Source organism: Candidatus Amarobacter glycogenicus (assembly GCF_016704105.1).
Lineage (GTDB): Bacteria > Chloroflexota > Dehalococcoidia > Tepidiformales > Tepidiformaceae > Amarobacter > Amarobacter glycogenicus.
This window is the reverse complement of sequence record NZ_JADJAT010000019.1, coordinates 85,058-106,266: the sequence shown is the minus strand read 5'-3', so window position 1 is coordinate 106,266 and position 21,209 is coordinate 85,058. Positions and strand designations below refer to the sequence as shown.

22 protein-coding genes, 1 pseudogene and 1 riboswitch are annotated in these 21,209 nt (G+C 65.5%); of the genes and pseudogenes, 8 read left to right on the top strand and 15 right to left on the bottom strand.

Annotated features, from left to right (window positions below; all coding sequences use genetic code 11):
* Positions 1-67: 67 nt before the first annotated feature.
* Positions 68-634, top strand: coding sequence for a hotdog fold domain-containing protein (locus tag IPG14_RS11740; RefSeq protein ID WP_343391960.1), 567 nt, complete (start codon positions 68-70; stop codon positions 632-634).
* A gap of 12 nt (positions 635-646) precedes the next feature.
* Here the strand turns inward: IPG14_RS11740 and IPG14_RS11735 are convergent, their stop codons facing one another.
* Positions 647-1,024, bottom strand: a complete 378-nt coding sequence (locus IPG14_RS11735) for a pyridoxamine 5'-phosphate oxidase family protein (RefSeq protein ID WP_343391959.1) — start codon at positions 1,022-1,024, stop codon at positions 647-649.
* A 162-nt stretch (positions 1,025-1,186) separates the two neighbouring features.
* Here IPG14_RS11735 and IPG14_RS11730 point away from each other — a divergent pair, with 162 nt between their 5' ends.
* A complete protein-coding gene (locus tag IPG14_RS11730; protein ID WP_343391958.1) occupies positions 1,187-1,795 on the top strand; it encodes a pyridoxamine 5'-phosphate oxidase family protein in 609 nt (202 codons plus the stop codon).
* A gap of 35 nt (positions 1,796-1,830) precedes the next feature.
* Entirely contained in the window at positions 1,831-2,646 is an 816-nt protein-coding gene (locus IPG14_RS11725) for a PPK2 family polyphosphate kinase (RefSeq protein ID WP_343391957.1), read from the top strand.
* 9 nt (positions 2,647-2,655) lie between these two features.
* Here the strand turns inward: IPG14_RS11725 and IPG14_RS11720 are convergent, their stop codons facing one another.
* On the bottom strand, positions 2,656-2,814 hold the full coding sequence (locus tag IPG14_RS11720; RefSeq protein WP_343386609.1) for a hypothetical protein: 159 nt from the start codon (positions 2,812-2,814) through the stop codon (positions 2,656-2,658).
* A gap of 123 nt (positions 2,815-2,937) precedes the next feature.
* Here IPG14_RS11720 and uvrB point away from each other — a divergent pair.
* The 4 genes and pseudogenes from uvrB to IPG14_RS11700 form a co-directional block, all read left to right on the top strand.
* Positions 2,938-4,920: pseudogene (gene uvrB / locus IPG14_RS11715) on the top strand (excinuclease ABC subunit UvrB); the annotation flags it as partial.
* 435 nt (positions 4,921-5,355) lie between these two features.
* Entirely contained in the window at positions 5,356-5,706 is a 351-nt protein-coding gene (locus IPG14_RS11710; RefSeq protein ID WP_343391956.1) for a CopG family antitoxin, read from the top strand.
* An 83-nt stretch (positions 5,707-5,789) separates the two neighbouring features.
* The gene (ruvC, locus tag IPG14_RS11705) at positions 5,790-6,353 is read left to right on the top strand and encodes a crossover junction endodeoxyribonuclease RuvC (RefSeq protein ID WP_343391955.1); all 564 of its coding nucleotides are present in this window, start codon (positions 5,790-5,792) and stop codon (positions 6,351-6,353) included.
* Positions 6,354-6,453: 100 nt separating this feature from the next.
* On the top strand, positions 6,454-6,942 hold the full coding sequence (locus tag IPG14_RS11700) for a flavin reductase family protein (RefSeq protein WP_343386606.1): 489 nt from the start codon (positions 6,454-6,456) through the stop codon (positions 6,940-6,942).
* A 1-nt stretch (position 6,943) separates the two neighbouring features.
* Here the strand turns inward: IPG14_RS11700 and IPG14_RS11695 are convergent, their stop codons facing one another.
* The 4 genes from IPG14_RS11695 to IPG14_RS11680 form a co-directional block, all read right to left on the bottom strand.
* On the bottom strand, positions 6,944-8,257 hold the full coding sequence (locus IPG14_RS11695; RefSeq protein ID WP_343391954.1) for a M20/M25/M40 family metallo-hydrolase: 1,314 nt from the start codon (positions 8,255-8,257) through the stop codon (positions 6,944-6,946).
* Between the two features lie 49 nt (positions 8,258-8,306).
* Positions 8,307-9,281 carry a phage tail protein gene (locus IPG14_RS11690; RefSeq protein WP_343391953.1) on the bottom strand — a complete coding sequence of 325 codons (975 nt, stop codon included), beginning with the start codon at positions 9,279-9,281 and terminating at the stop codon, positions 8,307-8,309.
* Positions 9,282-9,351: 70 nt separating this feature from the next.
* On the bottom strand, positions 9,352-10,641 hold the full coding sequence (locus IPG14_RS11685) for a CoA transferase (RefSeq protein ID WP_343387702.1): 1,290 nt from the start codon (positions 10,639-10,641) through the stop codon (positions 9,352-9,354).
* Positions 10,641-11,846, bottom strand: coding sequence for an acyl-CoA dehydrogenase family protein (locus IPG14_RS11680; protein WP_343386602.1), 1,206 nt, complete (start codon positions 11,844-11,846; stop codon positions 10,641-10,643). Before IPG14_RS11680 ends, IPG14_RS11685 begins: the two co-directional genes overlap by 1 nt.
* Before the next feature lie 257 nt (positions 11,847-12,103).
* Positions 12,104-12,251: riboswitch (cyclic di-AMP (ydaO/yuaA leader) on the top strand.
* 64 nt (positions 12,252-12,315) lie between these two features.
* Here IPG14_RS11680 and IPG14_RS11675 point away from each other — a divergent pair.
* Complete coding sequence (locus IPG14_RS11675) at positions 12,316-12,795, top strand: hypothetical protein (RefSeq protein WP_343386601.1); 480 nt, start codon at positions 12,316-12,318, stop codon at positions 12,793-12,795.
* Between the two features lie 12 nt (positions 12,796-12,807).
* Here the strand turns inward: IPG14_RS11675 and IPG14_RS11670 are convergent, their stop codons facing one another.
* From IPG14_RS11670 to IPG14_RS11630, 9 genes are all read right to left on the bottom strand, one after another.
* Positions 12,808-14,736: a hypothetical protein gene (locus tag IPG14_RS11670; protein ID WP_343391952.1), complete on the bottom strand. Its 1,929-nt coding sequence runs from the start codon at positions 14,734-14,736 to the stop codon at positions 12,808-12,810.
* 8 nt (positions 14,737-14,744) lie between these two features.
* Positions 14,745-15,230, bottom strand: a complete 486-nt coding sequence (locus IPG14_RS11665; protein ID WP_343391951.1) for a hypothetical protein — start codon at positions 15,228-15,230, stop codon at positions 14,745-14,747.
* A 44-nt stretch (positions 15,231-15,274) separates the two neighbouring features.
* Entirely contained in the window at positions 15,275-15,499 is a 225-nt protein-coding gene (locus tag IPG14_RS11660; RefSeq protein WP_343386598.1) for a DUF5652 family protein, read from the bottom strand.
* A 9-nt stretch (positions 15,500-15,508) separates the two neighbouring features.
* Positions 15,509-16,423, bottom strand: a complete 915-nt coding sequence (gene panC / locus IPG14_RS11655; RefSeq protein WP_343386597.1) for a pantoate--beta-alanine ligase — start codon at positions 16,421-16,423, stop codon at positions 15,509-15,511.
* Between the two features lie 57 nt (positions 16,424-16,480).
* A complete protein-coding gene (gene panB, locus IPG14_RS11650; RefSeq protein ID WP_343387707.1) occupies positions 16,481-17,320 on the bottom strand; it encodes a 3-methyl-2-oxobutanoate hydroxymethyltransferase in 840 nt (279 codons plus the stop codon).
* A 20-nt stretch (positions 17,321-17,340) separates the two neighbouring features.
* Positions 17,341-17,742 carry an aspartate 1-decarboxylase gene (gene panD, locus IPG14_RS11645; RefSeq protein ID WP_343391950.1) on the bottom strand — a complete coding sequence of 134 codons (402 nt, stop codon included), beginning with the start codon at positions 17,740-17,742 and terminating at the stop codon, positions 17,341-17,343.
* 1,181 nt (positions 17,743-18,923) lie between these two features.
* Positions 18,924-19,343, bottom strand: coding sequence for a VOC family protein (locus tag IPG14_RS11640; protein ID WP_343386593.1), 420 nt, complete (start codon positions 19,341-19,343; stop codon positions 18,924-18,926).
* A gap of 34 nt (positions 19,344-19,377) precedes the next feature.
* Complete coding sequence (locus IPG14_RS11635; protein ID WP_343386592.1) at positions 19,378-20,067, bottom strand: hypothetical protein; 690 nt, start codon at positions 20,065-20,067, stop codon at positions 19,378-19,380.
* Between the two features lie 73 nt (positions 20,068-20,140).
* Positions 20,141-21,196: a Gfo/Idh/MocA family oxidoreductase gene (locus tag IPG14_RS11630; protein WP_343391949.1), complete on the bottom strand. Its 1,056-nt coding sequence runs from the start codon at positions 21,194-21,196 to the stop codon at positions 20,141-20,143.
* Between the last annotated feature and the right edge of the window lie 13 nt (positions 21,197-21,209).

Below are 21,209 nucleotides of genomic sequence, written 5' to 3'. Positions count from 1 at the left end.
CGTTCGTTCGTCGCGGGAGCTTGGAAACGCTGTCCCCGCGGGCGTGGTGTGAAAACAGGGGGCGTCGATGGACCACGATCCTCACCCGATGGAGCGCGAACGGCTTCGCGTGGCGCTCTCGCAGCTTCTCGAAGCCTTCGTCGAGCGCGATGCCTCAGCCGAGGACCTGAACACCTGGGCGGGCATCGTCGAGCGCTTTGGAGACCGGATCAAAGAGGCGCCGCCGGCGAGCGTCCTCTGGGGTATCGGCAACCGCGGTGTCTTCGCCGTGAGGGGCATCCTCGCGCCTGCACAGTTCACAGCACCGGCGGCCAGGGCCGGAGAAACGTTCTCAGCGACAGTCGTATTTGGCGCCGACCAGGAGGGCCACAGCGGTTTGGCCCACGGCGGCTCGATCGCGCAGGCCTTCGATTACCTCTTTAGCGCCCTCGATGCCTACGGCAAGGACATGTGTTTCACGAGCGAGCTCAGCGTCCGTTTCCTCCGGCCCGTCCCGCTGCACCAGTCAGCCACGTTCGAGGTCTCGCTCGACGGCATCGACGGCGGATTGAGGAAGGCCTCAGGAAGAGCGTCCGTGGGAGGGCTCACCTGCGCTGAAGCGACCGCCGTCCTCGCCGTCAAACGCCCGCGATAGCAGCAACCGCGCTTAGTAGCGCCCGCCCAGCTTCGAATGGTCCCAGCTGAAGACGTCGACCGGATTCACTTTCACAACGACTCGTTTGCTCGCGACCTTGAGGGCAGCCTCAGGAGTGTCCGTCGGCGCGGGGATTCCGTTGTACTTCGCCCCCACGAGGCCCATCACTTTCGCTATGAACGGGGTGTCGTCGATGAGTTCCGCTTCCCCCTCGATGACCAGGCCTTTGAGTTCGGCATAGCCCTTTCCCGCTTCGAGCATGCACGTGATCTTCGGATTGCGGCGGAGGTTCAGGACCTTCTGGCTCTTGGCGAACGTCGTGAAGTGAATCTTCCCGTCGATGACGACGTACCACATCGCAATGAGGTGAGGGAATCCCCTTGTGCCCATTCGAGGCGACCTGCAGGGTCCAACCCTGGTTGAGGAATTCTTCCTGTTCGGTATCGCTCAAGGAGATGGCGCCACGGCGGCTGGGCATGAGGTTGCTCCGGGTCTCTAGAATGCGTCCCCATAGTAGAGCCGCTGCACGCCACCGCGGCAAGGAGAGCCAACATGACATTCGAGCACAGCAACGCCTCCCGCGACTTCCAGGACCGATTCGATACGAGACGCCTGTCCGACGCCATCACCGCGGCCACCGTCCACGACTTCATCTCCGATAGCGATGCACGCTTCATTGGCGCCGTCGACATGTTCTTCATCGCCAGCCAGGGGGCGAATGGCAATCTCGACTGCTCGTATAAGGGAGGAGAGCCGGGCTTCGTCAGGGTCGTCGACGAGCACACGATTGCCTTCCCCAACTACGACGGCAACGGCCAGTACATGACTGCGGGCAACATCGCCGAAACCGGGAAGGTTGGCATCCTCTTCATCGATTGGGTGAGCCAGTGGCGTATGCGTCTGAACGGCTCCGCCAGCATCGACTTCAACGACCCGCTCAAGTCTGAGTGGCCGGAAGCCCAGTTCGTCGTCCGCGTCCGCGCCGAGGAGGTCTTCCCGAACTGCCAGCGCTACGTCCACCGGATGGACCTGGTCGAGCGCTCGGTCTTCGTGCCGAAGGCCGGCTGCGAAACCCCAGACCCGGATTGGAAGGCCCACTTCGAAGATGCCCTCCCCGCAGAGCAGCGTCTTCGCCGCGCCGCCCATCGCCGGGGCGACTAGGCCCCCGGGTGCCGCGGGCGGAGTAGACTGCGCCCATGGGAAATGGCAAGAACGGCCGGGCGATCGTCCCCGAACCAGGCAAGAAGATCGATATCCGCGACTACGATCCCGCTGACACCGGCGGGATGACGAAGGAAGCCGCGCTCCAGGAGATAGCCCAGTTGCGGCTCCGCCTCAACGACCTCCAGAACGTGCTCTACGCCGATGAGCGCTTCGGGCTCCTCTTCGTCCTCCAGGCGATTGATACCGCCGGGAAGGACAGCACCATCAACAGCGTCTTTCAGGAAGTTGGGCCGATCGGTTGCCGCGTCGAGAGCTTCAAGGTGCCGACGCCGGAAGAACTCGCCCACGATTACCTCTGGCGCTACCGCAAGGTGACGCCTCAGAAGGGCCACATCACCATCTTCAACCGTTCGCACTACGAAGCCGTGCTCGTCGAACGGGTGAAAGGCATCGTCCCGAAGCAGGCCTGGGAACAGCGCTACGACGACATCAACAGCTGGGAGGACTACCTCGTACGCAACGGCACTATCGTCATGAAGTTCTTCCTGCTGATCTCCAAGGATGAGCAGCGACAACGCCTCCAGGAGCGCATCGATGACCCGAAGAAGCAGTGGAAATTCCGCCTCGGCGACCTGGACGACCGGAAGCTCTGGAACGAATACGCCGGGGCGTATAGCGATGCCATCACCCGCTGCAACACGAAACAAGCGCCCTGGCATGTGATCCCTGCGAACAAGAAGTGGTATCGCGATGTCCTCGTCGCGCGGGCCCTCGTCGAGAAGCTTGAATCGCTCGACCTTCGCTACCCGCCGGCGGACCCGTCCGTCGTCGGGCTCAAAGTGGAGTAGCCCGCCGGCTCAGCGGATGTTCCCGATGCTGTTCTTCACCGTGTCGTGCTTCGCGCGCTGTTCCACGTTCGGGCTGTCGTCCTGCACGGCTTCGGCCTTGTCCTTCTTTTCCGGCGCCTGCTTCGCTGCCAGTGCGTCTGCCGTCGAAGTGGTCTCTTTCTCACCCATGGTGGCGTCCTCCGCGGCCTACCTTATCTCACGGCGCAAGCCCGCCGGCCTTCCGCACCCTCCTGACACCCCACTGTCAGGAGCCCGCGAAATTCCCTCCGGCCATCCGCTACACTCGAATCCATGGTCATCGCGCCTGCCGCTCCCGCCGAATTCCATCTCACCGCTGACTATCAGCCGACCGGCGACCAGCCCGACGCTATCGACAAGCTGGTCGAGGGCCTCAACCGCGGCGACCGCTACCAGACGCTCCTTGGTGTCACCGGTTCGGGCAAGACCTTCACCATGGCGAACGTAATCCAGCGGACGGGCCGCCCGGCGCTTGTCCTCGCCCACAACAAGACGCTCGCCGCCCAGCTCTGCTCCGAGCTCAAGGAGTTCTTTCCGCAGAACGCGGTCGAGTACTTCGTCAGCTATTACGACTACTACCAGCCAGAGGCCTACATCCCGCGCACTGACACTTATATCGCCAAAGACGCGGATATCAACGAAGAGATCGACAAACTCCGCCACGCTGCAACTCGTTCGCTCTTCACCCGGCGCGACGTGATCATTGTCGCCAGCGTCTCCTGCATCTACGGTCTTGGCGAGCCGGACCAGTACGCGGAGTTCGTCCTGTCGTTCAAGAAGGGCCAGAGCTTCAGCCGCCAGGATGCCATCCGCAAGATGGTTTCGATGCAGTACGAGCGGAACGACATGAACGTCGTCCGCGGGAAGTTCCGGCTGCGCGGTGATTCCCTCACCATCCTCCCGAGTTACGACGAGCTGGCCGTCCGTATCGACTTCTTCGGCGACGAGGTCGAGCGCATCGTCGAACTCGACCCGCTGACCGGTGAAATCGTCGCCGAACACGAGGAGATGGACATCTTCCCGGCGAAGCACTTCGTCACGACGTCCGACCGAATGCAGCAAGCCATCGCTGGCATCGAGAAAGAACTCGCCGAGCAGCTGGAGATCTTCCGCAGCCAGGGGAAGATCCTCGAAGCGGCCCGCCTCGAAGAGCGCACTCACTACGACATCGAGTCCATGCGCGAGACCGGCTACTGCCCCGGCGTCGAAAACTACTCCCGCCACCTCCAGGTGCGCGAACCCGGGTCGACCCCGTGGTGCCTCCTCGACTACTTCCCGGATGACTGGCTCGTCTTCGTCGACGAGTCGCACAACACCCTGCCCCAGGTGCAGGGCCAGTTCTTCGGCGACCGCGCCCGAAAGGAGACCCTGGTCGAGTTCGGTTTCCGCCTGCCGAGTGCGATGGACAACCGCCCCCAGACGTTCGAGGAGTTCGACCGCCACATCAACCAGGCGATCTTCGTCTCGGCCACGCCCGGCGACTACGAGATGAAAGTCTCGAGCCAGGTCGTTGAACAGGTCATCCGCCCGACCGGCCTTCTCGACCCCGAGATCGTCATCAAGCCGACCAAGAACCAGGTCGACGACCTGATGGACGAAATCCGCCGGACCGTCGATAAGGGCCAGCGCATCCTCGTGACCACGCTCACGAAGAAGATGGCTGAGGACCTGGCCGACTACCTGAAAGAGATGGGAATCAAGACCCACTACATCCACGCCGAGGTCGAAACCCTTGACCGCGTGGAGATCCTTCGCGACCTGCGGCTCGGCGTCTACGACGTCGTCGTCGGCATCAACCTCCTCCGCGAAGGCCTCGACCTGCCGGAGGTTTCGCTTGTCTGCATCCTCGATGCCGACAAGGAAGGCTACCTGCGTTCGAACCGGTCGCTCATCCAGACCATCGGCCGCGCCGCCCGCCACATCGAAGGCCGCGTCGTGATGTACGCCGACAAAGTCACGCAGAGCATGCAGAACGCGATCGACGAGACCTACCGCCGCCGGAAGATCCAGGAGGAGTACAACCGCGAGCACGGCATCGAAGCGGCCAGCATCGTGAAACAAATCCGCGACATCACCGACCACGTCCGCATGGTCGCCGAAGAGAAGACACCCTACGACGCAGGCGTACCCGCCTCGATGCCGAAGGACGAACTCCTCCGCATGGTGAAGGAACTCGAGACTCAGATGAAGACGGCCGCAAAGAACCTCGAGTTCGAGAAGGCCGCTGCCCTCCGCGACAAGGTCGTCGAACTCCGGCGCGAGCTGGTCGGCAGCGACGCCGAAGAACTGGCAGCCTTCGCCGAAGCAGCCGGGCGGAGCGGGCCACTTCGCTTCGGACGCAGCCAGGCCGGCGGCAGGGACCGGGGACGGCGGTATCGCCGGTAGCTACTATGGTATATACTCCGGATGGCGATGAAGTCCCTTTCGACTGGGATGAACAGAACGCAGCGCACGTGGAGCGGCATTCGGCTACGCCAGATGAAGTCACACAGGCGCTGTCTCCGGTGACCGGCTATTTCTTCGAAGATCCGACACTGAAACCGAGGATCGGTGGGCCGTGATGGGGCCAACAGACGAAGGCCGGTGGTTGGTGGTCGTTTACACCCGGCGAAATGGCCAGATACGCGTTATAACCGCCCGCGAACCGAACGCCCGCGAAGCGGCGTTCCTTTCGCGCCGAAGGAGAAAAAAGTGACGAGAACTTCAACGAAGCGAAAAGGCGATGCGCTGATCGAGATTCGCTCCTGGGATGAAGTGCCAAGCTTTCGATCCGAGCGAGAGGAAGCGGAGTTCTGGGGATCACATAGTTTCGGCGAGGAGATGCTCATCGAGGATCCGATTGGCGATCCTTCGCTTCCGCCGCCACGCCAACGAACTTCACCTGTTTCACTTCGTTTCGATGTGGACACCGTCAAACGCCTGAAGGCCCTCGCGGCGCGACGGAACAAGGGCTATCAGACCATGGTCAAGGAATTCGTCGCCGAGCGCCTCTACGAAGAAGAGAAGCGCGAAGGCATCATCGGGCAACCGAGAGCCTCCTGAAGCGCCCTTCGATGGCCATTCACCGCTGACATTCGCCGTGCTTAGGCTCGACTGGCTCTTGGGGAGCGGCGCGCGGATTTCCAGTGACGTCTAACCCCGCCAACCCGCGTCGCCGTGACATCCCCGCGTTCGCACTTCCGCTCACCATCCCCCACCATCGGGCCATGCGAATCCTCGGCATCGACCCCGGCCTGAACACTACGGGCTGGGGCGTTGTCCAGACCACCGGCAGTAGCGACTGCGCCTGGGCGGCCCACGGCGCGATACGTACGAAGCCCGCCGACGCAAAGACGCACCGGCTCGTCCAGCTGCGGGACGCTGTCTGCAGGCTCGCCCGCGAACACCAGGCTACCCACGGTGCAATCGAGGCTGGCTACGTCGGCGCTAACGCCCGAAGCGCGATGGCGCTCGGCGAAGCCCGCGCCGCCTGCATCCTCGGCCTCGCCGACGCTGGCCTCGAAGTCGTTGAGTACTCCCCGGCCCTCGTGAAGTCCACGGTCGCCGGCTACGGCCGCGGCGAAAAGTCACAGGTCGCGGAGATGGTCCGCCTCCAGCTCCGCCTCCCGAAGGCGCCCACGCCGGAAGATGCTGCCGACGCCCTCGCAGTCGCCATCACCCACTGGGCCCATGCGCGCCTCTCCCGCTGACACGGGAGCGCGTCCCGCCGCCCCTTCCGTGCCTGTTCCGCTGCACTGCCCGCAAGCCCCCGCTACAATCGCGGTCACTCAATGACCACGAGGTGTTCCCATGGACGAGCAGACTGCGGCGGCGAAGAAGACCATCCTCCGCACCATCCCCTACGGCCTTTACGTCCTCGGCGTGAATCACGCCGGTGAAGACTCCGCTGCCTGTATCAACTGGGTTACCCAGACCTCCTTCGAACCGCCGCTGATAGTCATGGGCGTGAAAAAGGACAGCGGCGCCTACGCCCTGCTCAAGAAGAGCGGCAAGTTCGCGCTCTCCTTCCTCGAAAGCGGCCAGAAAGACCTCGCATTCGCCTTCTTCAAGCCAACGACCGTCGAAGGCAACCACATCAACGGCCACGAGTTCGAACGAGGCGCCATCAGCAGCGCTCCCGTTCTCTCTTCCACGCCGGCCTTCATCGAAGGCACCTACGTCGGCGAAGTCGACATGGGCGACCACTCCTGCGTCGTCGGCCAGGTCGCGGACGCCGTCCTCAAGCGCGACTACCAGATCCTCACGCTCAAGGAATGTGGTGTGAACTACGGCGGGTGAGCTAAGTGCAGCACATCCGCCGCGTCAGTTCCCAGACCATCTGGCAGTTCAACCGGAATGACTCCAGGCTCACCCGCTCGTTGTGGCCGTGGACGCCCCGCGCGATCTCGGGGGTGGTCAGCCCGCCCGAGAACCCGTAGGAGATCATCCCCCGATTGCGGAGGACGCTGCTGTCGGTGAAGCCGACCGTCATCCCCGGGACCACGACGGCGTCCTCCACGTGGTCGTGGATGACCTCCTCCATTACCCGGAAGAGCTCGGTGTCGTGCGGATTCGTATCGGACCAACCGACATGAACCCGTTCGAGGGACACCTTCGGGTCGTTGATCACGGCGGCAAGCTCGGCTTCGAAGTCCTCCGGTTTCACCCCGGGGAGCAGCCGGATGTCGAGAGTCGCTTCTGCCCGTGCCGGGATGACGTTGTGCTTGATGCCTGAACTCGCGGTCGTAGCGCTGATCGTGTTCGAAAGGAGCGCCCGGATGCGCGGATCCTTTTCGGCGGCGGCCTTCAGCGCGTCCACGGTCGCGGCGCCTTTATACACACCCGCCCGGTTCAGCCGCCCGAAATACTCTTCCAGCACCGGCGCCACCGTCAGGGGACGTTCCCACTCCTGGATGCGGAACATCGCTCGCACCAGCCGGTCGAGCGCGTTGTCTTCGTGGGGCACCGAACCATGGCCCGGACGGCCCTCCGCCACCAGCCGCAGCCAGAGAGGACCCTTCTCCGCGACGGCGATGCTGTAGACCGGCCGTTCTACGCCGAAGACTTCCGTCGTCCCACCGCCGCCTTCGTTGATCACGTACTCGGCGTCCAGCGTCTCCGGGAACTCGCGTTCGATGAACCGCATCCCGAATTCGCTCCCGGCTTCTTCATCGGCCTGGGCGAAGAAGACCACGTCGCGCGCCAACGGCACGGCCAGCCGCTTCAGCGTGATGAACGTCATCAACTGCGCGACCCCGAGGCCCTTCATGTCGAGCGTCCCGCGGCCCCAGATGTACCCGTCCTTGATGTGTCCGCTGAAGGGCTCCTCGTCCCAGAACTCCTGCTGGACCGGCACGACATCCGTGTGGTTGAGGAGCATGAACGGTCGCCTCGAACCGTCGCCTTTCAGCACCGCCCTCAGGGAGACGCGCCGGTTGCCGGCGTCGTAGAGGTCGTAGTCGATGCCCTCGTGGTGGAGGATCGCGCCGAGGAAGTTGCAGGCGAGAATCTCGTTGCCCGGCGGGTTGGATGTGTCGATCCGGATGAACTGGCCGAGCAGTTCAACGGCTTCATCGAAGTAGGTATCCCAGTTGATGGCGGGTCCGGTGCTCATGGGCCCGCATCGTACGCGACTTGCCGCCAGCATCCACGCCTCTCCCCGGCTATACCAGCGCCTCGAACGTCATCTGCTCGACGTACATCTCGACGGTGATACGGGCAGGGTTGTCCGATGCGGCATCGACCTTCTCAAGGGAGCACTTGAAGATGCCGGAATTCCTGAAACCTATCTGGAACAGCACTGAGAGGTCTGGACCGAGGGGCTCGAGGAGCCAGTCCTTTTCGCCGACGGGATTGCCGTTCAAAACGAACTCCTTGAAGTAGTCGAACCAGGGGCCGGAGTCCACTTCAGCGAGCGTCAATGCCATGTTCGGGTACTCAAGGTCCATCGGGACCATCCTGCCCCGCTCCTCGGTGAATACCTGCCTCACGGTGAAAGCATCCACTCTGGAAACAGTCTCGGTGGGCAAGCCGGGAATGCTTAGTCGGAAGTTCGAGGCCAGCCATCGCTTCTGCCTACCGCCTGCCGGGATGCCAGCGCCGCTGGCCACTTTGAACTCCGTTCTCTCCGGCGCGATCCCGATCGTCAGGAATGCCGCGTCCTTCGAAGCCCCATCGAACTGCGGGAACGTGACCTCGCTGATATAGGCGTCCCGGAATTCCAGCCGATGAGTCAGGGAGTAATCTCCATCCATCATCAAGATCGCGCCCGACTTGCTCGTCGGCGACCCCGACAGCATGGCTCCAATCCAGCTCCAGATCGACGCGTCCATGGCGGCGCCGGCTTCGAGCCTGATGTCCTCGAAGCCAACGCCAGCGATGGCTTTGTCCACGGGTCCCGTTCCGATCCGGGCCAACCTGACCTCGCCGAACGGGAAGCCACCGCTGTATCCGCGCAGCGAGCCGACAACCGAACCTTCGAGTTCGAGCGCGAACCCGCCGCGAGTCGCTGGCCTCGGCCCCGGCGCCGCTCCGGTCGCGATGCCTGTGCCCTGGAGCGTCAGGGCGAGTGGGGCGGCCGAAGTGATGCCTGCAGCCAGCCCGGCGGCCTTGAGAAACGAGCGCCTGTTCTTCGTCACGAGAGCACCTCGGGAGTCTGTTCTGTTGCCCGGCACTCTACTACAGGTTGTAAAGCCCTTTATTGGAGCTCTAGTCCGCCGTCGAGATCACGCCCGCGGCGACCAGGGCGCCGACGTCGCTTTCGTCCAGACCGCACTCCAGCAACACCTCACGCGTGTGGCTCGCCAGCGGCGGCGCCGGCCGAAGCGCCTCGGTCGGTGTGAGCGACATGTGGACAAGCGGCCCAACCACCTGCTGCGGCCCCGTCATCGCGTGCTCCATCGGGATCATCATCCCCGCAGCCACCACGTGCGGGTCATCGGCCAGGTCCTCCGGCTGCTGCACGACGCTCGCCGGTACTCCCGCCTCGATGAATGTCGCCACCCATTCCTCAGCGTCGCGTTCCAGGAGCTTCGCCTGGATGCTTTCCCTCCACGCTTCGAGCAGCCGCCGGTTCTCAGGGTCGGCGGCGTTGAACCCGGCTGTGTCCGTCGTGTCGTCTAACCCGAGGATGCGCCGGATGGTGTTCCGGTTCTGCATGGTGAGGGCTCCCAGCACGATGGCGCCCCGTCTCGTGTGGTACCCGCCGTAAAACAGGCGATGGCTCGCGAACCGGGGCGCCTGCTGCTTGCGCACGTCTGCGATCTCGTCGTAACGGGCTCCGCTGTCGCGCTTCTCGTGGAGTTCTGCGATCAACGGGTCGCGGAGCACCGAATCGTGCACCGGCTCGCGCATCACTTTGTCCGAAAGCAGTTCAAGCGCCGTCTGTAACAACGAGACGTGGAGTTCCTGGCCCTTCCCGGTCCGTTCCCTGTGGAGAAGCGCGGCGCAGATGCCCATCGCCGCTGCCAACCCGGTCGTCCGATCGATGAACGTGCTGCTCTGGAGGCTCTGCGGCGCCCCGTGTTCATCCACCTTTCCCTCGGCCGCCATCAGGCCGCTGTACGCCTGCGCCACGATATCGCTGCCGGCACGATGCACGTGCGGCCCCTTCTCACCGAAACCCGTGATGTTGGCGTAGACCAGCCGGGGATTGATCGCTGACAGGCGCTCGTATCCGATGTTCAGCCGTTCAGCCACGCCTGCCCGGTAGTTCAGGAGCACCACGTCGAACCCGGGAATGATGCGGTGGATGAGAGCCTGTCCATCCGGCGTCCCCAGGTCCACGGTCAGGCTCCGCTTCCCGCGGTTCAGCGACTGGAAGTACTTGCCTTCGTTGGGGACGACTGCGCCGCTGTTCCTGCGATCTTCTCCACGAAGCGGCTCGACCTTGATGATGTCGGCGCCCATATCCGAAAGCGCGACGCCTGCGAATGGCCCCGCCACTATCTGCGAGAACTCGAGGATGCGGATGCCGGCGAGCGGGCCTGTGTGCGCCATTAACCCCTCGGCAACCCGGCGCCTCGCGTCGCAATCACATTCCGCTGCACCTCGCTCGTCCCGCCCCGAATTGTGGCCGGCACCATGCCCAGGTAGTGGCGCCCGAAAGAGGCCTCTCCGTCGTCTTCGGTCACTTGTCCGCGCAGTCCCATCACCTGCATGGCCGTTTGCGCCACGCGCTGCGAGAGCTCCGAGTTGAAAAGCTTCGCCATCGAAGCTTCGTCGTTCGGGAGCTGCCCGCGGTTCTGCATCGAGCTGATGCGCATTGAGAACTGGTACATCACTTCGGCCTCGATGTACCGCTGCGCAATCTCGTGCCGAAGCACCGAATGCGTCAGCCGTTCCCGAAGGACCGCGTCGCCCGCGACCACCTTGAGCAGCCGCTTCAGCGTCCGCTTCGCACCGATCGCGCCGCCGATGTTCGAGCGCTCGAAGTCCAGCAGCGTCATGGCGACGTACCAGCCGCGGTTCTCTTCACCAACCAGGTTCGCCGCTGGGACCCGGACGTCCTCGAAGAAGACCTCGTTGAAGTAATGTCTGCCGTTGAGATCGACCAGCGGCCGGATCGAGATCCCGGGCGCCCTGATGTCGTCGATCAGGAGGAACGAGATGCCGCGGTGCTTCGGCGCCGTTGGGTCGGTCCGCACGAGAGCGAAGATGGCATCGGCAGTGTGCGCTGCTGACGTCCAGATCTTCTGGCCGTTCAAGATGAAGTCGTCGCCGTCTCGCGTAGCCCGAGTCTGCAGCGAAGCAAGGTCCGAGCCCGCTCCGGGCTCGCTGTAACCCTGCGCCCAGGTGGCCTCGCCGGCGAGGATGGGAGGCAGATACTTCTTCCGCTGATCTTCGTTCCCGTGGAGGATGAGCGTCGGTCCGAGCAGGCCGACACCGGAACCACCAACCGCAGGCGCCCCCGCAGTCGCCAACTCCTGGTTCAAGACGAACTGCTCCATCGCGCTCATGCCGCCGCCGCCGTGCTCCTTTGGCCAGTGGGGCGCGACCCAGCCCTTCTCCGAGAGAGCGGCGTGCCATTCAACGGCGGCCTGCCGTGCTGCCGGGTCTGCGGACTTCCGGTCGTTCTCCCAGGCGCGCTCGCCGGGACCACCGCTTTCGGCAGCGAGCTTGTAGCGCAGGGGAAGCCGGGTGTTGATGACTTCGCGGACCGCCGTCCGGAATCGGGCTTGTTCTGGCGAATCGTTCCAGTTCACAGTGCCGTGCAGTCTGCGGTGGGTGCGGCTGCTCTGCAACGTTCGCCCTGAAGCCCGCCACCGTCGAACTCCCGGGGACGTGCTCTCCCACTGTCCCGCGAGGGGCGGAGACGACTGTGGCGCCTCGTCGTCCACCAGCCAAGACCACGTGACCGTTCCGCGTCGTGCCCCAGCGCTGAACCTGAGCCCGCCGGTTTTACGCCGAATTTACAGTCCGATAACCCGCAGACAACCCGGTGCACCGCCAGTCCCGGCTAGCGTGGAAATAGCCGAACTTCGCCCGCGTGGGCGAAGGCGGGGGACCCACTTCATGGGGTGAATCGTCCTTCCCACTCATAGGAAGGGCGTAGGCGACTACCGACGCCGAACCCGTCAGCTCACCTCGCAGGCTTTCGGAGGGTGTTCCCAATCCCTCCCCATCCGAAGTGCCTTCCGTCTGGAAGGCATCGCACGGTCGCAAGGAGGACACATGACCGTCTATTCAGGCACCTTCACGCCCCAGGCCGCCGTCGGCAAACCCGATGCGTTCCGCGACCCGCTTTCCGATGCACGGGAAAAGCTGCGACTGGCCGCACGACTGCCGTTCCACGCTGCCAGACCCAACGCGTGGCAGGAGTCGTTTCACGACCTCGCCACGGACGCCCGGGCAGCGATTCGCCGTCATGTTTGGCTGGCTGGCCTCGCCGACTCGCCCCTCAATGCCGTCGAGGACGTCCAGCCTCGCCTCAGTTTCCGGGTCGGGATCCAGCGTTCCGAGCACGACATCTTCCTGTCGGAGATCGACGACCTGCTCGCAGCCGCGGACGACGAGACCCCGGTCGACATCTGGAAGATGATCGAACTCGGCGAGCGCGCCATCCTCCTGGAGATGGCGCTCGCCCGCCATCACAATCGTCTCTCCTGGCTTCTCTTCGAGGCGATGTACGTGGAGATCGGCACCTCAGGCTGAGCGGAGCTGCCGCTATCGGCAGACGGTCCCGGGGCTCGGTGTGCACGGCACGCCAATGGCCGTCGGCGCCGACGTCGGCACCGGTTCGAACGTCGGTAAGGGTATCTTCGTCGGGCTCGGCGTCGGTGAGTTGGTGGGGTGCGGTGTCTCCGTCGGGCGGATGGTGGCCGTCGCCGTGGGCGTCGGCGTCGAGGTTGCGGTCGGCGTCTGCGTGTTCACCGGGGTCTCAAGCGGCGGCTTCGCCGTAGGGGGCACCTCGGTTGCGGGGGCTGCCGTCGCCGGCGCCGCGGTGGGGCTGGAACCCGCCGGGTTTGTCGCGGTTTCCGCTGGCTTCGTCGGAGTCGGGCTCGCGGTCGCAGTTTCGGAACTCTTCGTCGGCGCGGGTGAGGACTCGCTCGTGGGCGGTGCCATGGTTGCCGTTGGAGAAGGCATGCCGGCGTCGCTGCCTCCATGGCTGACCGCCACCGCCGCTACCACAATGATCCCTGCGGCCGCCGCCCCGATGACAGCCAGGACTCCCCACGGAGGCCCGCCCTTTGGCGGAGGCGGGAGCGGCGACGACGGTTCGGGAGCCGCCTGCGGGGGTTCGACTGGTTGCCCTGGTGCGGGTGGCGCCCCTGGCGGAGTGCGCGGAAGCGGCAGCACGATCGGCGGGAGGAACTTGTAGATGCGCGCTGAACTGGCCTTCCCGGCGCGCGCTCCAGACAACGGCTTGCCCCGTTGCTTGCCGCCGGGGCCGTCAACCGGGATTTCCTCCGGGACGAGCGAGGTCAGGTCGGCGGGCAGGTCTGCATGCACGCTCGGGGTGTGCGGGTCGCCGATCTCCTCCGTCCCGTTGCTGGCAAGGATGGCATCCACGACCGTTTCGAAGTCTTCCTCCAGCGCGCCGGCGAGTTCCCTGAGCGCGGTGGACGGCACGGCCAGGTACCGCGCCGGTCCACAGGCCCCACGGACCTCGAAGATGGACCTGTCCCAGGTAGCCACCCGCGGGACGACCGCCCGTGGACCGTTCTGCCATCGGTGGATGCCCATTCCATAGCTGGATGCGGTGGCCGGCGCCGCTGGGCCGGCGAGTTCGCTCCCGCTCACTTCGATGCCGGCTGATGCCTCGCCGTCCGCGATTGCGCGCAGGCCCGCCGTATCCTGGGCGGCGCCGAGCCGCGCCATCTGGGCCTCCGCCAGTGCCGTTGCCTCCTGCAGCAGCGCCTGCGCCAGCCTCGTCGTTCCTCCGGGTGTTCGCAGCAGTGCCAGCCTCCCCGCGCTGTACAGGTCGACACCGGTGCTGGAGCGGTGGACCCGGTAGCCGAAACGTTCATGGCACGGCAACAGCTCCAGGACCGTCTCGCCCGGAAACTGTCCGGCAATCGCGGCGAGTGTGCTGCCTGCCGCGAACGCCGCCACCGCCCCAAGTCGCGTTCCCTCGACAAATTCGCCGCACAGTTCGAGCCGGTCTGGGCGTGGACGGATGTAGATCCCCAGCGATTGCGGCCGGTCGATGAGCATCGCGAACGCCGGTCCGAAGGTCCGGGCGTAGCGTTCGGCCAGGGCCGCATCGGCGGGACCCGGCGCCGAGACGCTCAGGTGGGTGGAGTAGCCTCGCGCCTCGCATCCCGGTGGCAGCACCGCCTCGAGTGTCGCCCGTGCCGCCGCAGCGGCTGCCACGACAGCTGCGGCCACTCCCTGCCCGACGGGGATCGGGGGCGTCGCGACCTCTGCCTCCGCTTCGTCGCAGGTCAGGACCATGCCGGAACGGAGTCGGTAGGCGTTCACATCGCCAGGATCCAGACGCAGCCCGTCCACGTTCAGACCGTGGATCAGGTCCCGAAAATCCAGGCGTTTCCCGTCTTGCCAGACCTCGAACTCCTGCTCGATGCCGATGCGGATCCCGGGGCCGGGCGCCGCGGCCAGTCTCGCCAGCAGAGCTGAGGCGCCGCCGTTCACGGTTCGGTTCAGTGCGTCTTCGGGTTGGACTTGTCCGCCGGCGTTCCTTCGTCGCCCACGGCGATACCCTGCACCCCTTCCTCGTCGATCGCGATGCCACCACCGCCGCCGATGTCCTGCACGTTCTTGATGTTCGATTTGGTGTTGTTTATGGCCGCCGCGGCGGGGTCCCCTGGGCCACCCGCCGCAACTCGCTGGACTCCCTCCTCGTCAATCGCGATACCACCACCACCGCCGCTGTCTCGAAGGTTCTTGATGTTGGAGTGGCTGTTGTTTATCGCGGACGCGGCGGGATCTCCTGAACCACCACCTGCAACGCGCTGGGCGTCCTTTGTTTCCGCCTTCTTCGGTGCCGCCTGTCGTTCGAGTTCGCCCGCGTCGTCTTCCAGGTCGCCGCCATCCTCGGCGGCCGTCCGATCGTTGCTCTGGTTAGATTTCGTCTTCTGCTTGAGCGCCCCCGCCTCTTCGGCGCTTGCCGTTTCCTTCTCTCCCATGTCGGTTCCCTCGCCTGCGTATCACCGGCAACGTAACACCGATGTCAAGGCGCGATACCGCCGCCCTGCTCCTGGCCGGGCTCCCCGGCCTCCCCGCGAGTGCGCCAGAGGTAGAACATCGGGACGGCCCCTCCCGTGTTCGAAAGTACCAGCGCTGCGACCCACTTGTACTCCCGTCGCTTCCACGCGCGCCGGACGGCGATGAGCTTCCACGCCATGTCCCACACCACGATTGGGAAGACGACCTTCTTCTTCGGTTTCGATCTCATGCCCCGCCCCTACGCCAGTTCGATGTTGTCGAGCAGCCGCGTCTTTCCGAACTTCACGACCATTGAGAGAATTGCGGGCCGCACGGCCGTTCCCTCCAGTTCCTGGAGCGATTCGTCGTCTGCCAACGACACATAGTCCAGTTCGGCGAGCGGCTCGGCGTCGATGAGCCGCGAGACCGCGGCGCGAAGCGTATCCGCATCACGCTCACCTTCGGCCCAGCGACGGCGTGTGTCATCGAGGGCGCGCTTGAGCACCGTCGCCGCCGTCCGCTGCTCCGGGGAGAGATACACGTTACGCGAACTCATCGCGAGCCCATCCGTCTCCCGGACGATGTCGCACGGCACCACTTCCACCCCCAGGTCCAGGTCCCGCACCATTCGCTGGATCACTCTCAGCTGCTGGGCGTCCTTGCGCCCGAAGTAGGCGCGGTCGGGGCCCACGGCGTTGAACAGCTTGAGCACCACCGTCGTCACCCCTCGGAAGTGGCCGGGCCGCCTCGCACCTTCGAGCGGCCGGGTCACCTGCTCCACCTCGACGTACGTCTGGTATCCCTCCGGATACATGTCCGTGGCGCCCGGCAGGTAGACCGCATCGACACCAGCCGCGCTGAGCTGGGCCAGGTCGCGCACCTCATCGCGAGGATACCGGGAGAAGTCCTCGTCCGGTGCGAATTGGGTGGGGTTCACGAAGATGCTCACAACGGTGAGCAGGTTCTCGTCGATGGACCGCCGCACGAGGTCCATGTGCCCCTCGTGGAGATACCCCATCGTTGGCACGAAGCCGACGCTGCCCGAGTTGGCCGATCTCCAGCGCCGCATCGCCGCAGGCGTCGTCAGGATGACTGGAGGCACGGGGTTGAGAGGACGGGTGTCTTCATCCAGCAGGAAGCGCGCGTCCCGCAGATTGTTCCATTGATCAGCCATCGAGACCTCCAGAGTCCCGAGGGGCCGGAGCGAAACCGCACCCGGCCCGGTGGTCCGTCACGCGGGGGTGAGCTCGGAGAGCGTCGCCTCATCCATTTCGAAGCTGTGTTCCCTGGTCGGGAACTCACCGCCTTCAACTTCACCGATGTATGCGCGGACAGCTTCGCGAATGGTCTCCCCCAGGACGGCGTAACGCTTCGCGTGCTTCAGCGTGCGCCGGTCGTCATAGATGCCAAGCATATCGTGGAATACCTGCACCTGCGCGTCACAGTCCGGCCCGGCGCCGATCCCGATCGTCGGGATCGTGATCCGTTCCGTAACCATCCGCGCCAACGGCGCCGGGATCGTCTCCAGCACTACCGCGAATGCCCCCGCCTCTTCCAGCGCGCGGGCATCCTGCAACAGCTTCGCCGCCGCTGCCGGAGTCTTTCCCTGAACCTTGTGGCCCCCGAACTGGTTCACGGATTGCGGCGTGAGCCCCAGGTGTCCCATCACCGGGATGCCGCAATCGACCATTCGGCGGACCAGTGGCGCGACGTGGCTGCCGCCTTCAAGCTTCACCGCCGTAGCGCCACCTTCCTGGAGGAGCCGCCCCGCGTTTCGGACTGCTTCATCGGCGTTCGCCTGGTAACTCATGAACGGCATGTCGGCCAGGATGATCGCCTTACTCGTGGCACGGACCACCGCCCGTGTGTGATAGAGGATGTCTTCCATCGTCACCGGCACGGTGCTCTCGTAACCGAGCACCACGCTCCCGAGGGAATCGCCGACAAGGATGATCGGGATACCCGCCTGCTCGACGAGCCGGGCCGAGGGGTAGTCATATGCCGTGATCATCGCGAACCGCTTGCCTTCGGCCTTCCACTGCTTCAACTGATGAACCGAGATGCGTCCCATTGCTGTCCCTTCCTTCGAGATCAGTGCGCCAGGACGGCTTCGCGCGGGTTGTGCGAAAAGCCGTCACCGGGTTCGACGTTCTTGATGCGATTGAAGCCATCGACGAAGACTTTCTTCGGCGCGATGGTTTGTGCTTCGGCCTCGGTGAGCTGTTGGTAGGCGATGATGATGACCGTATCGCCGCGGTGGATCAGATGGGCGGCTGCGCCATTCACGCAGACTTCCCCGCAACCGCGCATGCCCCTGATGGCATACGTCTCGAGCCGGGCTCCGTTCGTCACGTCGACGACCGCGACCTGCTCATATGGGAGGATCCCGGCCGCTTCCATCAGGTCCGGGTCCAGGGTGATCGAACCTTCGTAGTCGAGGTTCGCCTCAGTGACGGTTGCCCGGTGGATCTTCCCGGACATCATCGTTCGCATTGCCGCGTTGCCCCTGAGAATGCCCCGGAAACACAAATCCCCGCCTCAATGAGCGGGGTTCGGGAGGGGAGCGACGATGGCGCCACCCGCCGCCCGGGCCGCCCCCCCGCCCGCCCCCCCCCCCCGCCGGCGAATCCGGGGGGGGCCCCCCCGGGCCCCGGCCTCCTCCCCCCCCCGCCCCCCCCCCCCCCCCCCGCGGCCCGGGGCCGGGGGCCCCGGCCCCCCCCCCCCCCCCCGCCCCCCCCCCCCCCCCCCGCGGCGCGGCGCCTCCCCCCCCCCCCCCCTCCCCCCCCCCCCGGCCCCCCCGCGGGCCCCCCCCCCCCCCCCCCCGGCCCCGCCCCCGGCCGCCCGGCCCCTCCCCCCTTCCCCCGGCCCCCGGACCACCGCCCGGTGCCTTCGCAAACCACGTAGGGCGTCCCCGCTTCATCGAACAGTCCGGCGGCGCCAAACATCTTCCGCCCTTCTATCCCGTCGGGGGTACCCAAAACCCGGTATGCCGGCCACTCGGGTCCAGGGCGGGCGATGGGTGAAGACCGATCGGCCAGGGGGGGGGGGCCTTCGGCATCCCGGTGACTGGCTTCTGCCACGAACGGCGAGGCGATGACGTCGGGGGGCCCCCCGCCCGGCAGGAACAACCCCCGAGCTCCCTTGCGGATAGCCGGCACAGTTTGGGTCCGATCCTCATCCGCGATCGACTTACCCTGGCACTCCGCTCCGCTCACTGCGGCCATGCGCGCGACGGCTTCGCGGAGGCGTTCGGGCAGGCCCTGGACTGTGAGAGGTTCGCCAGTCTCGACCGTGCCGGTGACCGCTGGCACCTCCCCGTCGAGGATCTGCACGCTGCCGTTACCGCCATCCCAGGCTACCGACGCATCCAGCGGTGCGTTCAGCGGCACCGGTCGCTGGAGTCGTCCTGTTATGCGGCGTAACGGCGCGCCCGGTGCGGCGCTGTTCCGCTGCGCAACACAACCGAGTGCCGCCACCGCGGCGCCTCCCTGCGCCCGCCCTTTGGGGCCTTCGAGCACTTCCGGGAATCGAAGGGCCGGGGCGCCGGGGCCACCGCCGACCGTTCGGACGAGACTGCCAGGATCACAAAGGGCACAGACGTGCATCGCTCGATTCTCCCCACGAATATTCGAGCGGCATAATACGGAACCGCCGGGCCGTCGGAAACGCCAGACCTAGCGCGGCTTCATCGCCTCGTCCCAGAAGTCCCGCCGCAGCAGCTCCAGCGAAAGCCCAAGCGGGTTCTTCGGATGCATCCACGCGATGTCACCCTCGCCGCCGCCCTGGCTGCCGGTCATTCGACCGCCCGCAGCATCGATCGAGTCCGACGCCACGTGAACGTCCGGGACGGTGAAACCGATCGAATCGATCCCTTCCCCTCGCTTCTCGATGAGCTGCGCGAGTGGGCTATCGGGGCTCGCGGGCGCGATGATCTCCATCACCAGCCCGCCCAGTTGGACCATCGCCATCTGTCCGAACGAGATCGGCGCGCTGGCCCGGAGTACCTTCGCCCCGAGGACACCGGTCGCGTAGTCCACAGCCGCGTCCAGATCGCGGACGCGCAGGTTGATCTTGGCGAAAGCCATTTCGGTCATGAACATCCTCCGGGATGGGGACTCTGACCGAATGCTACGGGATCGCCAGCGTCACGTTCACCGGCGCGCCTGGGCTGTCGCCCACGGTGTGTCCCGTTGCGTAGTACGCACCATTGTAGACGACCGAAATGGCCGCCCCGACGCGGTTGGCGCAGCCTTCTGGCCCGGCGAAGTAGTCCACGCGGTAGCCGCCGGCAGCCGTCGTAAGGCGCGTCGGGCCGACCACGCCGTCGAACGCGAGGCTCACGGCAGTGTTCGCCGGCGCCGGCGCCCCGCCGATCGTGAAGATGCCTATCACGCTGTTCGGCGGTGAATTCGAACTGCTGTTCGGGCAGTAGTCACCCCCTGCCACCACGGGCGGCGGTGTCGGCTCGGGCGTGGCTGTCGGCTCCGGTGCAGGCGCTCCCGTGCCTCCTCCACCTCCGGTGTTCGTGTCTGTGGCCGGCCGGGTCGTCGCCGTGGGGCTGGGAGAAGCCGTCTCGGTCACGGTCGGCGATGCCGTCGCGCTCGGTGAGAGCGTCGCCGTCCGCGTCGGGCTTGGAGTCGTAGTAGGCCGCGCCGTCGGACTTGGCTCGTCTCCGGCGTCCGCGGTCCGGGATCCGCCACCGTCACCCGTCAGGAACCAGATCCCACCTCCCGCCATAGCCATGCCGAGGATGCCCAGGAGCGCCCAGCCCATTGCCTGGCGTGCAGGGGTGCGGAAAAACGACTGAATCCAGCTCATCGCGAACTAATGTACTGGCAGTCCGCCATTCGGTCGCCATCGTGCCAAAACTCGCGGTTAAGCATCTCTACGACTAGACCAGCCAGTGGTCGATCGGCTTCGCGTAGTCGCTCCGGAACGGCAACCAGGTGCGCCGCCCCGTCCTCGCGGATTCATACGCTGCGCAGACGATCTCCAGTACCTTTCGGCCGTCTTCCCCGCTCGAACGCAGTTCGGTCTTGCCTGCCACCACATCGGCGAAGTGCTGCAGCTCCTGCGGAAATCCGAACTGCCAGGCCTCCTCGTACATGGGGTACTGCCACCCCGGCTGGCCCGCCGCGCTGCCTGCCGCTTCTTCATCGGCCGCGGTGTACATCGAGATCGCCGGTCCCCGTTCAAGGTTCGCGACGAGCCGTCCCTTCGGGCCATACACCTCCAGGTAATCGTTGCCGCCCGGCATCGCCCAGGAGTTCTCCGCGATACCCATCGCACCATCGGGAAAGTGCAGGATGACGGTCGAGTGATCTTCGCCGATCCCCTTTTCGGCGTGCGCGTAACGGCCCATTGTCGCCGTCACTGCCTCGGGCCAGCCGCCCATGATCCAGCAGATTGCGCTGATGCTGTGGCAGCCCATGTCCATCATCACGCCGCCCCCCGCGCGCGAGACATCCCAGAACCATGGGGAGTATGGCCCGCCGTGGCACTGTGCCTGCTTCACCAGGAACGGAGTCCCCACGCGGCCGCGCGCCGTCAGCTCCTTCACACGCTGGTACATGGGCACGAAAAGCAGGTTCTCGGCGTACATCAAGGTCGTGCCGTGGTGCCGGCAGGCTTCGACCATCGCATCTGCCTGGGCGAGGCTCATCGCGAGCGGCTTTTCGCAGAGCACGTGCTTCCCGTTGTTGGCAGCCGTAATCGTCATCAGGGCGTGGAGGTCGTTCGGAGCGGCAATCGCGACCGCGTCGATCGGCCCGTTCGCGACCATTTCGCGCCAATCGGCGTAATGCGCGCCGATCCCCCATCGCCCGGCGAACTGCTCCGCCGTGTTTGGCGAGGCGACCGCGGTCACTTCGATGCCGTCTACCTGCCCGAGGGAATGGCAGTAGAGATTGCCGATGAACTGGGAACCGATGAGTCCGAGGCGGAGCATTCCGCGATTGTGG